Origin of the sequence: Novosphingobium profundi (genome assembly GCF_020524485.1) — a bacterium.
In the GTDB taxonomy this organism is placed as follows: Bacteria; Pseudomonadota; Alphaproteobacteria; order Sphingomonadales; family Sphingomonadaceae; genus Novosphingobium; species Novosphingobium profundi_A.
On record NZ_JAIVLF010000001.1, the window covers coordinates 255,342 to 269,553 of the forward strand.

At 67.2% G+C, this 14,212-nt stretch carries 15 protein-coding genes; 11 read left to right on the top strand and 4 right to left on the bottom strand.

Annotation, left to right across the window (positions count from 1 at the left end):
- Nucleotides 1-39 precede the first annotated feature (39 nt).
- From LC060_RS01100 to LC060_RS01110, 3 genes are read left to right on the top strand one after another with little or no spacing between them, the layout of a single operon-like run.
- Nucleotides 40-2,349, top strand: a complete 2,310-nt coding sequence (locus LC060_RS01100) for a TonB-dependent receptor (RefSeq protein ID WP_226631978.1) — start codon at nucleotides 40-42, stop codon at nucleotides 2,347-2,349.
- Entirely contained in the window at nucleotides 2,349-2,882 is a 534-nt protein-coding gene (locus LC060_RS01105; RefSeq protein ID WP_226631979.1) for a hypothetical protein, read from the top strand. Before LC060_RS01100 ends, LC060_RS01105 begins: the two co-directional genes overlap by 1 nt.
- Entirely contained in the window at nucleotides 2,879-4,432 is a 1,554-nt protein-coding gene (locus LC060_RS01110; RefSeq protein WP_226631980.1) for a GMC family oxidoreductase, read from the top strand. The genes LC060_RS01105 and LC060_RS01110 overlap by 4 nt, the downstream gene beginning before the upstream one ends.
- Before the next feature lie 82 nt (nucleotides 4,433-4,514).
- Here LC060_RS01110 and LC060_RS01115 read toward each other — a convergent pair whose 3' ends face one another.
- The gene (locus tag LC060_RS01115) at nucleotides 4,515-5,030 is read right to left on the bottom strand and encodes a MarR family winged helix-turn-helix transcriptional regulator (RefSeq protein ID WP_226631981.1); all 516 of its coding nucleotides are present in this window, start codon (nucleotides 5,028-5,030) and stop codon (nucleotides 4,515-4,517) included.
- 228 nt (nucleotides 5,031-5,258) lie between these two features.
- On the opposite strand from LC060_RS01115, the gene LC060_RS01120 reads away from it, so the two are divergent.
- From LC060_RS01120 to LC060_RS01135, 4 genes are read left to right on the top strand one after another with little or no spacing between them, the layout of a single operon-like run.
- Nucleotides 5,259-6,422, top strand: coding sequence for an acyl-CoA dehydrogenase family protein (locus LC060_RS01120; protein ID WP_226631982.1), 1,164 nt, complete (start codon nucleotides 5,259-5,261; stop codon nucleotides 6,420-6,422).
- 52 nt (nucleotides 6,423-6,474) lie between these two features.
- Complete coding sequence (locus LC060_RS01125; protein WP_226631983.1) at nucleotides 6,475-6,840, top strand: hypothetical protein; 366 nt, start codon at nucleotides 6,475-6,477, stop codon at nucleotides 6,838-6,840.
- The gene (locus LC060_RS01130) at nucleotides 6,837-7,592 is read left to right on the top strand and encodes an SDR family NAD(P)-dependent oxidoreductase (RefSeq protein WP_226631984.1); all 756 of its coding nucleotides are present in this window, start codon (nucleotides 6,837-6,839) and stop codon (nucleotides 7,590-7,592) included. The genes LC060_RS01125 and LC060_RS01130 overlap by 4 nt, the downstream gene beginning before the upstream one ends.
- Nucleotides 7,589-8,101, top strand: coding sequence for a flavin reductase family protein (locus LC060_RS01135; protein ID WP_226631985.1), 513 nt, complete (start codon nucleotides 7,589-7,591; stop codon nucleotides 8,099-8,101). Before LC060_RS01130 ends, LC060_RS01135 begins: the two co-directional genes overlap by 4 nt.
- Here the strand turns inward: LC060_RS01135 and LC060_RS01140 are convergent.
- Both LC060_RS01140 and LC060_RS01145 read right to left on the bottom strand, forming a co-directional pair.
- On the bottom strand, nucleotides 8,088-8,864 hold the full coding sequence (locus tag LC060_RS01140; protein ID WP_226631986.1) for a 2-keto-4-pentenoate hydratase: 777 nt from the start codon (nucleotides 8,862-8,864) through the stop codon (nucleotides 8,088-8,090). The genes LC060_RS01135 and LC060_RS01140 overlap by 14 nt on opposite strands.
- A 71-nt stretch (nucleotides 8,865-8,935) precedes the next feature.
- Entirely contained in the window at nucleotides 8,936-9,400 is a 465-nt protein-coding gene (locus LC060_RS01145) for a MarR family winged helix-turn-helix transcriptional regulator (RefSeq protein WP_226631987.1), read from the bottom strand.
- A 55-nt stretch (nucleotides 9,401-9,455) separates the two neighbouring features.
- On the opposite strand from LC060_RS01145, the gene LC060_RS01150 reads away from it, so the two are divergent.
- From LC060_RS01150 to LC060_RS01165, 4 genes are read left to right on the top strand one after another with little or no spacing between them, the layout of a single operon-like run.
- Complete coding sequence (locus LC060_RS01150; RefSeq protein ID WP_226631988.1) at nucleotides 9,456-10,592, top strand: amidase; 1,137 nt, start codon at nucleotides 9,456-9,458, stop codon at nucleotides 10,590-10,592.
- Nucleotides 10,592-11,140, top strand: a complete 549-nt coding sequence (locus LC060_RS01155; protein WP_226631989.1) for a nuclear transport factor 2 family protein — start codon at nucleotides 10,592-10,594, stop codon at nucleotides 11,138-11,140. Before LC060_RS01150 ends, LC060_RS01155 begins: the two co-directional genes overlap by 1 nt.
- Before the next feature lie 5 nt (nucleotides 11,141-11,145).
- The gene (locus tag LC060_RS01160; protein WP_226631990.1) at nucleotides 11,146-12,423 is read left to right on the top strand and encodes an aromatic ring-hydroxylating oxygenase subunit alpha; all 1,278 of its coding nucleotides are present in this window, start codon (nucleotides 11,146-11,148) and stop codon (nucleotides 12,421-12,423) included.
- Nucleotides 12,420-12,926 carry an aromatic-ring-hydroxylating dioxygenase subunit beta gene (locus LC060_RS01165; protein ID WP_226631991.1) on the top strand — a complete coding sequence of 169 codons (507 nt, stop codon included), beginning with the start codon at nucleotides 12,420-12,422 and terminating at the stop codon, nucleotides 12,924-12,926. Before LC060_RS01160 ends, LC060_RS01165 begins: the two co-directional genes overlap by 4 nt.
- A gap of 18 nt (nucleotides 12,927-12,944) precedes the next feature.
- On the opposite strand, the gene LC060_RS01170 is transcribed toward LC060_RS01165, so the two are convergent.
- Nucleotides 12,945-14,204, bottom strand: coding sequence for an MFS transporter (locus tag LC060_RS01170; RefSeq protein WP_226631992.1), 1,260 nt, complete (start codon nucleotides 14,202-14,204; stop codon nucleotides 12,945-12,947).
- Nucleotides 14,205-14,212: the final 8 nt, after the last annotated feature.

Consider the following 14,212-nt stretch of genomic DNA (forward strand, 5'->3'; position numbering starts at 1 on the left):
CAGGACTCTTTTTCCAAGGCATTCAAGGGGGAAATATTCATGGCTCGATCACATCGTCGCGCGCGCCGCCTGTCCGCATTCCGGGCAGGCACCAGTGCTTTCCTATCCATTGCGGCCGCCTCGCTGGCGCTTCCGGCCTGCGCGCAGGAAGCCACACCGGCCCAGGCCCAAGCGACTGCCGGTCTGGAGGTGATTACCGTCACCGCGCGCAAGCAGACCGAGGACCTCCAGTCCACGCCGATCTCGATCACCGCTTTCAGTGCCGAGCGGCTTGAGGCGCAGGGGATCACCCAGATCAACCGCATCCAGGATTTCACGCCCAACCTGACCTTTGCCAACGTCCCCTCGAACAGCGGCATTGCCTCGAACGCGGCGGTCTACATCCGCGGCATCGGCCAGAGCGACTTCGCGCCGACCACCGAGCCGGGAGTGGGCATCTACATCGACGGGGTCTACCTCGGGCGCACGGCGGGCGGCGTGTTCGACCTCATCGACGTGGCCTCGGTCGAGGTTCTGCGCGGGCCGCAGGGCACGCTGTTCGGGCGCAACACGGTTGGCGGCGCGATCAACCTGACAACGATCCAGCCCGACGAGACGCTGCGGGTGAAGGCCGATGCCAAGTACGGCACCGATAACCTCGTAAACCTGCGCGCGATGATTTCGGGCCCCCTGACCGAAGGTCTCTACGCCAAGATCTCGGGCGGGCTGTTCAGCCAGGACGGCTATGTCGATGCGCCTGAACTGGGCACTACGTTCGGCAACAAGGACAGCAAGATGGTGCGCGGCGCGCTGCGCTTCGCACCTGTCGGCAGCCGCCTCGACGTGACGCTGGCCGCCGACTACACCCGCGACAAGAGCAATGGCGCCCCGGTTGTCGTGACTGGCATGGACCCGAACGCGGTGGACGGCTTTGCCGTGCTCAACAACCTCATCGCCAGCGGCATGACCGATCCCGGTTATTGCCTGACCCCGGCGCAGGCGAACAACACCGCCTGCTACAACTCGCGCCTATTCAGCCGCGACACCAACTACTCGACTGGAGAGACGTTCTCGGACCTGGAACTGTGGTCGGCCTCGCTGACCGTGTCCTATGACCTCACCGACGAGATCGAGATCAAGTCGATCAGCGCCTGGCGCCGCATCAACGGCACCTTCGCGCAGGACCGCGACGGCTCGAACCTCGACATCAACTACGTCTACGACGACTTCAAGCAGAAGCAGTTCAGCCAGGAACTGCAGCTGGTGGGGAGCGCGCTGGACGGTCGGCTCAACTGGGTCACGGGCCTCTACTACTTCACCGAGTCCGGGCGCGACATCAACCCGATCGACTTCCTCGTCGTCCACGCCCAGTCGGGCGGCTATTATGACTACGAGAACTGGGCTGGCTTTGCGCAACTCGGCTACGAGGTCGTCGATGGCCTGACCCTGACCGGCGGGCTTCGCTACACCGACGACAAGAAGTCGTTCCTGCCCGATCAGTACGTGATCGAGGGTCTGGCCCCGTTCGTGACGCTCCCTCCCGGCACGCGCCTTGCGCCGTATGAGTGGGCCGACAACAACGTCCAGAAGTGGACGCCGATGGTCAATGCGTCCTGGGAAGCGACGCCCGACCTCATGCTCTACGCGACCTATTCGCAGGGCTTCAAGGGCGGCGGCTATACCCAGCGTGTCTTCCCGCCCGAGGAATCGCTGCCCAGCTTCCGTCCTGAAACGGTCGATTCCTACGAAGCCGGCTTCAAGCTCATGGCGCTCAACAACATGCTGCGCCTCAACGGTTCGGCCTATTATGCCGACTACAACGACATGCAGCTGCTGGTCGCCGATGCGACCCGTGTCGGCCCCTTCTTCACCAACGCGGGCAAGGCACGCATCCAGGGCTTTGAACTGGAGACCAACTTCGCGCCGGGCAATGGCATTCGCCTCAACGCGGCGCTCGGCCTGACCGATGCCGACTACAAGGAACTGAACGAGGGCGTGCAGGGGCTCACTCTCGACAGCAAGTTCGTGTTCGTCTCCAAGTGGACGGCCAGCGCGTCGGGCGAGAAGGACTTCGACCTTGGCACTTCGGGCACGCTCACGCCGCACGTCGACTGGTCCTACCGCTCGGGCTTCTTCACCAATGCGAACGGCATCAACACGCCCGAACTCTACCAGCCGGGCTACAGCCTGTTCAACGCGAACCTGCGCTGGCGCGATGCGGACGAGCACCTCTCGCTGACGCTGGGCATCGACAATATCGGCGACAAGAAGTTCCGTATCTTCGGCGACTACCAGCCCTCCTTCGGCTTCTTCATGCAGGGCTTCGACCGCGGCCGACAGTACTACGCCAAGCTCGGGTACGCGTTCTGATGGTGGGGGCGGACACACACACCGGCCTTGCACGGCGCGAGGTCCTGAGGGGGATCGCGCTGGGCGCGCTTCTTCCCGCCCTGGGAGGGCTGGCCGCGCCGCTGCATGCGGCTGAGCTGGACGCTGAGGGCCCAGGCGAGCGGGAAACCAGCGCGGCGCTGCTACGCCAGATGTTCCCGCACGCGGCTTTCGCGCCCGCCTTCTACGACGAGATGGCGGGGCGCTATCTGGAGGAACTGGCCGCGCGTCCCGAAGCACTCGCCGAGCATCGCCGGGGCCTTGCTCTGCTCGATGCTTCCTACATCGCTCCCTTCGCGCAGCTTCCCGCCGTCATCCAGCGCGCGCTGGTGGCGCGGGTCGACCAGGAGCCGTTCTTTACCGCCTACCTCATGCGCGGGGCCGAACTCGTCTACCGCGACGCGCGGGTCTGGGACGCGCTCGGCTACGAGGGTTCCTCGGTTGAATACGGCGGTTATCTCGACCGGGGCTTCGACGACATCGACTGGCTGCCGGGTGCAGGAGAGATGCAGTGACGACCTATTCGCTGGATGACAGTTCGGTTTTTGTGGTGATCGGGTCGGGCGCGGGCGGCGGCGTGCTCTCGCGCGAGCTGGCGAGCCGGGGGCACAAGGTGGTCTGCCTGGAGGCCGGGCCCCGCCTGACGCTTGGCGATATCGTCAACGACGAGACCGAGATGTTCAACAAGCTCACCTGGCTCGACCCGCGCATGGCGACCGGCAAGCCCGATCCCAGGTTCCCGGTCTGGGGCTGCAAGACGGTGGGCGGCACGACCATGCACTGGACCGGGGCCTGCCCGCGCTTCGAACCGCACGAGATGCGCGCGCGCAGCACCTATGGCGATATGCCCGACACCACGCTGGTCGATTGGCCGGTCAGTCCCGAGGACATGGCGCCCTGGTACGACAAGGCCGAGATGCGCATGGGGGTGACCGGCACACACGGCAATCCGCACCTGCCGCCCGGCAACAACTACAAGGTCCTGGAAGCGGGCGCGCGCAAGTGCGGCTATACCGACATGGACACCCACAACATGGCGATCAACTCGGTCGCGCGCGATGGCCGTCCCCATTGCCGCCAGCTGGGCTTCTGCACCTCGGGCTGCGCGCTCGGCGCCAAGTGGTCGACGCTCTACACCGAGATCCCGGCCGCCGAGGAAACCGGCAATTTCGAGCTGCGCCCCGGGTGCATGGTGACAGGACTCGAGGTCGGCGAGGACGGACGTATTGCTTCGGTCACGTACCTCCATGAAGGGCAGAGCATCACGCAGAAGGCGCGCGCGGTCTCGATCGCGGGTAACGTGGTGGAGACCACCCGGCTCCTTCTCAACAACCGCTCCGAGCGCCATCCGGACGGGCTTGCCAATTCGAGTGGCCTCGTCGGGCGCAACTACATGCGCCACTTCACGATCCAGGTCATGGGGGTGATGCCGGGCAAGGTCCATTTCTACCGCCAGACCCACCTGGCAGGCGTCGTGCGCGACGAACGCGCGCACCGGCCCGAGCGCGGCTTTGCCGGGGGCTTCCTCATCTCCACGGTGCCCTTCACGCCCGAGGTCCTGGCCAAGAACATGCTGGTCGGCGGCTGGGGACGGGATCTCACCCGGGTGCTCGACAAGTACGAGTACCTCGCAGGGATGCTGCTCACGGGCGAGGACCCGCCCCAGCATTCCAACGCGATCACGCTGCACCCCGAGGCGCGTGACGCCAACGGCCTGCCGGTCCCGGTGATCCACTACGAGGACCATCCCAATACCATCGCGATGAAGGAATACGCCTGGAAGGCGGGCCGCCGCATCTACGAGGCGATGGGCGCCGAAGAGATCGTGGAGATGGGCGATTACATCCCCGCCACCCACAACATGGGCACCGCGCGCATGGGCGAAGACCCCAAGGCCAGCGTGTGTACCCCCTATGGACGCACCCACGATGTCGCCAATCTCTTCGTCTCGGACGGCAGCCTGTTCCCCACTGCGGGCGGCTGCAACCCGACGCTCACCATCGTGGCGCTGGCCATGCGCCAGGCCCAGCACATCGATGGCGAACTTCGCGCCGGCCGTCTCTGATCCGCAAGCTCGAGCCTGCCCGCCGCGCACCCTTGCGCGGCGGGCTCTTTCGGCGCGGTTTCGGGGCGGCTTCCCGTGTGGCCTAGAGCACGATGTTGCGGGTTATGGTGCGCAGCAAACGGTTGAGGCTGGCGACGTCCCTGGCCGAAACCCCCTCGAAGGTGCGCGCGTAGATCCGGTTCGCGGCGGCCCAGGCCTCGCGGCTGGCGGCTTCGCCCTCGGGCGTCAGGCGCACCTCGGTCACGCGCTGGTCGCTGGGACGCGGCGCGCAGGCCACCAGGCCGTCGCTTTCCATGCGCTTGATGATCTTCGTCATGGTCGGAAGCTTGGCAATCGCGTGGTCGGCGATCTCGCTGACGCTCAGGCGTTCGCGGTCGCGCAGCGCCATGAGCACGCGCCACTGCGCAACGTCGAGGCCGATGGGTTTGAGGGCAAGCTCCATCTGCTGGAGATAGCGTCCGGAGAAGCGGGTGAGCCAGTAGAACGGCCACTCTTCCATGTTGAAGTCTGTCTCGCCGCCTGCATCCATCGCTTGGTACTCTCTCTGGCGCGGCCAGCGGCCTGCGCGTGCCTGGCGGATCGAGGCGGGCGGACGCATTCGCGCCGGGGCCGTTCCCTCCTCGCCCAGACTTTGCCCTATCCCGGAGCGAGCCGTGAGACAACGCGAATAATAGTTGACTATTCAAGTAATGTTCTCGTAGCATTCCAGCAAGGCCGGGATGACGTCGGTCCTTCTGAAACTACGCGGGTCACGATACCTCCACCGCCGCGGGCGCACCCCTTCCGGGCTGCGGGGCGGCGCGAACTCCAGCTTGGGGAGCGCTAGATGAACCAGATGAAATGCCTTGATCCCACCACGGCCGAGGCCGACCTGATTGCCCTGCCGGACGATTTCCTCGCGGACCTGCGCGCGCGCCGCGCCGAGTTTGCAAAGCTCGGCCAGTTGCCGCGCGACGTGGTTGAACGCCTGCGCGAGCTGGGGGTCTACCGGGCGCTCGTTGCGCGCCGCTATGGCGGCATGGAAGCCTCGCCCGGCGCCTTTCTCAAGGTGATCGAGAAGCTGTCGCAGGCCGATGGATCGGTAGGCTGGGTGGCGAGCTTCGGCGTCTCGAGCATGTATCTGGCCGCCTTGCCCGCTGCGACGCTCGATACGATCTATGCCGAGGGTCCGGATGTGATCTTTGCAGGGGCGCTGTTCCCCCCACAGGCGGCCGAGCGGACCCCGGATGGCCTGCGGATCTCGGGGCGCTGGCCGTTCGGCAGCGGCTCGACCGGGGCCGACCTCATCGGCGTGGGCATCAAGGTCGCGGACGCGGCCGGGGCGGGCTTGCCGCGCATGGCGGTGATGCCCGCCGACAAGGCCCGGATCGAGCCGAACTGGGATGTCATTGGCCTGCGCGGAACGGGGAGCCATGACATCGTTGTCGACGAGGCTCTCGTGGCCGAAGACTGGACGTTCGTGCGCGGCAGCGCGCCCAATCTCGATACGCCGCTCTACCGCTACCCCGCGATGGCGCTGGCCGCGCAGGTGCTGGCCGTGGTCGGGATCGGGGTGGCGCGCGCCGCGCTCGACGAGATCGCGGCCATGGCGGCGGGGCGCGGCTCGATCACCGGGGCGCCCAAGCTGGCCGAACGCGCGTACGTGCAGTCCGAGATCGCCAAGGCCGAGGCGAGCCTGCGTTCGGCGCGCGCGTTCTTCTACGAGGCAACCGAGGATGCCTGGGCGACCCTGTGCAGCGGAGAAGAGGCCAGCCGCGAGCAGGCGATGCGCCTGCGCCTTGCGTCCAGCCACGTCGCGCGCACGGGCTGCGATGTCGCGCAGATGGCGCTGCGCCTGTCGGGCACGGCGGGCATCTACAGCGACCATCCGCTCGCCGCCTACCTCCATGATGCGACCGTTGTTGCGCAGCATGCCTTCCTCTCCGAGGGGACATGGCAGAGCGCGGGGCGTGTCGCGCTCGGCCTCGATGCGCCGGCCGGTTACCCCTGATTTTCCGCGCGTCTGCCGCGCCTGCTCCCACCGCTGAAGGATACCTGATACGATGACCGATACGCCCCCCGCAAAGCCCATCCGCACGCTGTTCTGCGCCGCCGTCCTGCAGAATTTCTTCGATCTTCCCGCCAGCGAGATCGGCAAGGTCTGGGCTGGCGTTGCCGAGATGCTAAAGGGCATTCGCGATCTGCCCGGCGTCAACGTGCTTGGCACCCTCGACGATGACGAGACGATGGTGGGCACCTCGCCCACCGGCTGGCCCTGGACGTTCTACATCCTGGCCGACGTGCCCGACCGCGAGACCGCGATTGCCGCGTGCAACCTCTTCCGCACGGTCGAGGTCGGCGAATACCGGCTGTGGAAGTACATGCGCGTCGAGGCGCGCCTTGGCCGCGAACTGGTAATCCCGGAATGAGCGGCGCCGACGGCCAACGCACCGTTCTCGTGACGGGCGGGGCGAAGGGGCTGGGCGAGTACCTCGTGCGCGCCTTCTTCGCCGCCGGTTACCGGGTCTGCGTGAGCGACGTCGATGGCAAGGGCGCAGCCGATCTTGCCGCCCAGCTTGACCCGCAAGGGGAGCGTGCCTTCGGGCTCGCCCTCGATGTGCGCGACCCCGAAGCCTTCGCCGCGGCGCAGACGCGCATGCTGGAGGCGTGGGGGTGCATCGATGTTCTCGTCAACAACGCGGTCGTCACCCGCGCGCAGCCGGTGCTGGAGATCGACCCCGACGACTTCGACGCGGTGGTCGGCGTCAACTTGCGCGGCACGTTCGTGGGCTGCCAGGTCCTGGGCCGTCATTTCCGCGAGGTCGGCGCCGGACGCATCGTCAACATCGCCTCGCTGGCCGGGCAGAACGGCGGCACGGCGACCGGCGCGCACTATGCCGCTTCCAAGGGCGGGATCATAACGCTGACCAAGGTCTTCGCACGGGATCTCGGGCCGTTCGGAGTGACGGTCAACGCCATTGCGCCCGGACCGCTCGACCTGCCCTCGGTCCACGCGCTGGTACCGCCCGACAAGCTGGAAGGCATTGTCGCGGGCATTCCGGTGCGCGCTTTGGGCGCGCCGGGCTATGTCGCGCGCACCGCTGTCCACCTGGCAGACCCGGAGGCGCACTTTGCGAACGGGGCGACCTGGGACATCAACGGCGGGCTCAACATGCGATGAGCGCTCCCGTCGAACCGCAGCTGTTCCGTGCCGCCATGGCGCAGCTCGCTGCAGCGGTGAACATCGTCACCACCGATGGCCCGGCGGGCCGTTACGGGATCACCGTTTCGGCGGTGTGCAGCGTCTCCGATACGCCCGCTTCGCTGCTTGTCTGCGTCAACCAGGCGTCGCGGATGCGCGCACTCGTGGAGGCGAACGGGGTGCTGGTCGTCAACGTGCTGACGCCTGCGCACCGGGACCTGTGCTCCCGGTTCGCAACCCCGGGGCTTGGCGAGGCAGAGCGCTTCGCGGCAAGCGACTGGCAGGTCATGGCCAACGGCGCGCCGGGGCTGGAGGGGGCGCTGGTGCGTTTGGCCTGCCGTCTCGTGCAGGTCTGCGAGGTGGGCACCCACGCGGTGGTCATGGCCGAGGTCGAGCAAGTCGTCCTTGGCGCGGGGGACGAGGGGGCGGTGGAAGGCCTCGTCTACTTCGACAGGGCCTTCCACCAGGTGCCGCTCAGAGCGGGGTGACGACGCACTCGAGCGTGATGTCGGGCGCGAACTGCACCCGGCATTCCTGACCCTCTTCCACCACATGGACACCGGTGACCGCGCCGGTCGAGATCAGACAGCCCTCGGGCACGGTTTCGCCCATGCGGGCCAGCCGGTTGAGCGCAAAGGCGATTGCGGTGAGGGGGCCGCCAGGCAGCATTCCCGCCGTGCGCGGCCCGAAGGTCGTGCCGGAGATGGTGGTGGTGGCCTCCACCGCGTCGGGATCGTCGAGCGCGATCTCGGGCCCCAGGATGAGGCCCATGTTGTTGCCAAAGCCAGCAATGCTGGCGAGAGGGCCCAGGTCGTTGATGGTCGCGAGCGGGCTTCCGGCCACCTCGATCCCGGCATGCCAGGCCTGGACGAGAGAGGCGCAGTCCTTGGCTGTCCAGTCATCGCGGTCCCCGGGCGCGGAGATGCGCGCCACCAGTTCGGCCTCGAGCGCGGCAAAGCCGCCGCGGATCATCGGGAAAGGGGTGGGCTCCCCGCGTTCGAGCGGCCACACGTCCTCCTCGAAGATCGGGCCGAGGAAACGGTTCTCCCCGAACCGGCTTTCCAGTTCGCCCGTGATCCGGCCGACCTTCCAGCCCACGACCGGGCTGTTCCACTCCGCGATGGCCGCGTCCTGGATCGCGTAGGCTTCGTCCGGATTGGAGGGCATGATGCCCGGAAATTCGTCGAAGCCGACCTTGTTGTAGCGGTTGAGGACGAAGACGCGGGCGGCTTCGGTGGGGGCGACGGTCATGACGTGTCCTTGATCTGGAAGGGCCTGGACCGGCCCTCTGGGGAACATACCGGAGATTTGCTGCCAGCCGGTTAGCGCAGGTTCTGGGCCATGTCCCCAAGCAGTGTGCGCAGGAGCGAGAGTTTTTCCTCGTCGAACCCGGCAAAGGCGCGGTTGAAGACATGGCGTGCGGCGTCCACGGCCGGTGCGACGAGCGCCTCGCCCGCCGGGCTCAGCGCCACTTCGGTCGCGCGGCGGTCGCGCTGGCCGCTGCGCAGCTCGACCAGCCCCTGCCCTTCCATGCGCTGGATCGCGCGGGTCATGGCCGAGAGCTTGGAATTGGCCTGCGCGGCGATGTCGCTCACGGTCATCCAGCGCTCTTCCTTGAGCACCATGACGATGCGCCAGCTCGTCGGATCGAGCCCGGTGTCCTCGAGCGCGGAGCTGAGCGCGGTCTGGTAGCGCGTGTGCGCCCGGGTCAGCCAGTAGAACGGCCAGGCATCGTAGGTCAGGCGATGATCGTGATCCATTGCGATCAGCTCGTGGATCTGCGGCATTTGTACAAGCCCTAAAATAGTTGACTAATCACGTGATTCGTGTTGCTTTTGCTTTATGGCAAATCCCCCCGACACTGCAATCCTCGTTCAGCACCTCGATCTGGCGCGTGATCCGGGCCGCGCGGCCCCGCGCGTCGCGGTGAAGGACTGCCTTGCCATCGCGGGCACCCGCACCGGCTGTGGCAGCGCGGCCTTCGATGAGACTGCGCCCGAAGCCCACCATGCCGCCGTCGTCGAGGCGCTGCTTGCGGCGGGCTGCCGGATCGTGGGCAAGGCCAACATGCATGAGCTCGCCTACGGGGTGACCGGGGCCAACGCGCACACCGGCACGCCGCGCAATCCGCATTTTCCCGAGCGCATCGTCGGCGGCTCCTCCAGTGGCAGCGCGGCGGCGGTCGCCGCAGGGCTGGTGGACTTTGCCATCGGCACCGACACGGGGGGCTCGATCCGCATGCCCGCGGCCTGCTGCGCAATCTTCGGGCTGAAGCCGACCTTCGGCGCGGTGCCGCGCATGGGGGCTGTCCCGGCGTCGAGTTCGCTTGACTGCATTGGTCCCTTCGCGCGCGATATGCGCACGCTCATCACGGCGATGGAGGCGATCTGTCCGGGGTTCCAGAGGCCCGAGGCCGCGCGCGATTTCACGCTCGGGCGGGTACCGACCTCGGCCGATGGCGATGTGGAGGCCGCGCTCGATACCGTGCTGGCGCGCAGCGGTGCGCAGGTTCATGCGGCTGCACTGTTCTCGCTTGCCGAGGCGCACGGCGCCGGAATCACCATCATGGCCGCCGAAATGGCCGGGCTTTTCGGGCATCTCGTGGGCTCGGGCAAGCTGGGCCCCGACATCGACGCGCGTCTGGCCGCGGGCCTCAAGGTCGATGCGGCGGCCCTGACCGAGGCCGAAGCGGTACGCCAACGCATCACCTGTGAAATCGACACCGCGCTGGAGACCTGTGACGCGCTGGTCCTGCCCACCTTGCCCAGCGTGCCGCTTCTCGTGCACGAGGCGGGCGATGCGCAAGGGGCGCTGCGCCTCACTGAACTGGTGCGGCCCTTCAACCTTTCGGGCCATCCCGCGCTGACCCTGCCGACCCTCACGAGTGAGGGCCTTCCGGCTGGCGTGCAACTCGTTGCGGCCAAGGGCGCGGAGGCGCGTCTGTGCGCCATCGCCTTGGCCCTGGAAGGAGCCCTGTGATGGCGCAGGACAACTACACTGCCGTGCTCGCCCGGCTGGAAAAGCTGGAGGCGCAAAGCGCGATCCGCGGCGTCATGGCCCGCTACATGGAGATCTGCGACACGCTTTCGCCGACCTCGCCGATGGAGGAACTGGGCGCGCTGTTCACCCGCGAGGCAGTCTGGACCGGGGTCGGTGCGCGCTATGCGGGCGCCTTTGGCGGCCATCGCGGCCGCGCGGCGATCGTCGCCATGCTGGCGCAGTACCAGGGCGAGGAGGGCGGTACGCCGCCGCACTTTGCGATGAACGCGCACTTCCTTTCCTCCGAGACGATCCGCGTGGCCGACGGAGCGGAGCAGGCGCAGGGGCAATGGATGATGCTCCAGACCTCGACCTACGCCGATGGGCGCAGCGACCTGCGCTCCGCGCGTCTCAATGTCGGCTTTGCCCTGGAGGACGGGGCCTGGCGCATCGCCCGTTTCGAAACCGAGAACCTTTTCAGCCGGCCGGTGAGCCGGTGGGACGATCCGGCACCGGTCCCGGTGCCCGGACACAGGACAGGAGAATGAACGCCATGGACATGCCGACGGACATGACGCGAGCGCACGAGGACTACGCCAGCCTCGTGCAGGATGACCGCGTCCACACCTCGCTCTACAAGGATCCGGCGATCTTTGACGAGGAGATGGAGCGCATCTTCAAGAACACCTGGGTCTGGGTCGCGCACGCGAGCGAGGTGCCGGGCAGAAACACCTTCAAGAAGTCCTTCGTGGGCAAGCAGCCGGTGATCGTGACGCGCGACAAGGAGGAGAAGATCCACGTCCTCCTCAACCGCTGCCGCCACCGCGCGGCGACGGTGTGCGAGAAGAAGGCGGGCAAGACCTCGGTCTTCGTGTGCCCCTATCACGGCTGGAGCTACAATCTCGATGGCAAGCTGCGCTCGGTGCCGCACGCCTCGGTCTATGGCGAGGATTTCGACAAGGACGAGTTCCCGCTCGTCTCGCTGCGCACCGAGCAGTACAACGGGATGATCTTCGCGACCTTCCGCGACGACATCGAGCCGCTCGAGGATTTCCTCGGCAGCGCGAAGAAGTGGATCGACCTGTTCATGAAGCAGGGCGCGGGCTACCCGGTGAAGACGCTGGGCGAGCACCAGTTCCGTTTCCCGGGCAACTGGAAGATCCAGCTCGAGAACACCACCGACGCCTACCATTTCCCGATCGTCCACAAGACCTTCCTCGACAGCCTCGATGCCGAGACCGGCAACGTCTTCGACGTCTTGGGGCGCGGCGGCTGGGTCGAGGACCTGGGCCATGGCCACTCGGTCATGGTGATGATGCCTGAACTGGTCGACCTGGAGGAAAACCTCGAGGCGCCGATCCCCGAGCGCTTCGCCGATCTGGCCGAGGAACTGCGCGGCGAGGGCTATTCCGACCACGAGGTGCGCCGCATCGTGCGCGCCGTGGGCGGCGGGGGCTTCAACCTCAACCTCTTTCCCAACGTCGCCTGTTCGATGGCGTTCTTCCGCGTGCTGCGCCCGGTCAGCGTCGATGAGACCGAGATCCGCCACATCGCCATCGGCATGGATGGCGGCCCCGAGGCGGGCAATCGCATGCGCCTGCGCCTGCACGAGCACTTTCAGGGGCCGATGGGCTTTGGATCGCCCGACGATGCCGAGGGCTGGGAGCGCGTCCAGCGCGGCTCGGCGGCGGGCGATGACCTGTGGATACTGGTCAACCGGGGGCAGGCGCCGATCATCGGCCATGCGGCGGGCGATCACGTCACCGACGTCAGCGCCGAGACCGGCATGCGCGCGGCCTATCAGGAATGGAAGAGGATGATGTCGGCATGAGCACGACCGAAATGACCCGCAGCGATCTGGCCGCCATCACGCTGGAAGAGGCGAGCGCCTTCATCTGGCGCGAAGCCGAACTGCTCGACCGTCAGGACTACAAGGCCTGGCTTCCCCTGTTCACGCCCGAAGGGCTCTACGTGATCCCGATCGAGCGCGAGGCCGAGGACCGCGCCGGCGAACTCAACATCGCCTATGACGATGCCGAGATGCGCGCGATGCGTGTGAAGCGCCTCAAGAGCGGGTTCTCGATCTCGTCGGCACCCTCGGCGCGCACGGTGCGCACGACCTCGCGCTTCGTGCTCGAGGAGGCGCCCGACGGCGGCGTCCTGGTGCGCTGCGCGCAGATGCTGGTGGAGTACAAGTTCGAGCGCACCCGCGTCATCGGCGCGGACGTCACTTACCACCTGGTGCGCACGGGCGAGGGCCTGCGCATGGCGCGCAAGGAGATCCTTCTCCTCAATTCCGACGATCCGCTCTGGGGGATCGGCTACCTGTTCTGACAGAGAACGCCGCCGTGCTCAGTCCTGTTTGAGGAAGACGAGCGCGGCGGCACCCAGCAGCGATCCGCAGGCCATCAGCAGGGCGACTTCGGCAAGGCCGAAGCCCGCGGTGAACAGGAACCCGGCCACGATCGGACCCAGCGCCGCGCCGCCGCGCCCCACGCCGATCACGAAGCCGGTTCCGCCTGCGCGCACTTCGGTCGGAAAGGCCCTGGCAAAGATCGCGTAGAGGCCGACCACGCCTGCGTTGGTGAAGAAGCCGGCCGCGCCTGCGACCGTGGCAAGGCCGCCAAGGCTCGTCTGTCCCTGCCCGAAGACCGTGACCATGACTGTCGAGACGAGCATCGCGCCGATGACCAGCCAGCGCACCTGGATGCGGTAGGTCAGGAAGCTGAGCAGGCTTGCGCCCAGGAGGCCGCCGACATTGGCCCAGACCAGGACGCCGCCCGCCTGCGCGGCGGGATAGCCCATGTCGACCACGATCTTGGGGATCCACTTCAGGATGAAGTAGAAGGTCATGATGTGGCAGAAATAGGCAAGCGTGAGCAGGATCGTGCTGCGCGCGAGCCGGGGTGCGAAGAGCGCGGCGAGCGAGGGCTTGGGGGCGCTGTCGCGTGCGGCGGGCAGCCCCTCGGCAGCGTGGTGGCCCAGGCGTCCAAGCACTGCGTTGATGCGGGCCAGGGCGTCGGGGTGGCGGCGGTGCACGTGAAATCCGATGGATTCGGGCAGCAGGAACCAGGCCAGCGGCAGAAAGGCCGCACTGACGAGCGCGCCGAAGATGAAGACGTCGCGCCAGTTGCCGTCTGCCAGCAGTGAACTCGCGATCGAGCCGCCCAGGATTGCGCCCATCGGATAGCCCGAGGCCATGATCGCGACGGCCAGGTTGCGGTGACGTGCATTCGAGAATTCCGCGACGATGGCGTTGGTGCAGGCCAGCATGCCCCCGATGCCCAGTCCCGTGAGGAAGCGGATCACGCCCAGCATCGTGACCGAACTTGCCAGTGTCGCCAGAGCCATGCCGCCTGCCATCACCACCAGGCAGCCGAGCACGGTCGGGCGGCGCCCGATCCGGTCGGCAAGGGGGGACAGGGCGAGATAGCCGAGCATCAGCCCGAGCATGGCGCTGGCGAGCAGGGGGCCCACCGCCTGCGCGTCGAGGTTCCAGTCGCGCACGAGGCCGGGCATGGAGAATGCGAAGGCCTGAAGCGCGTACCCGGCGGTGAAGAGGACGCTGGCGCAGCTCAGCGTGATGAGGTGTTCGCGGTGATGCGCACGCATGGCAGCCT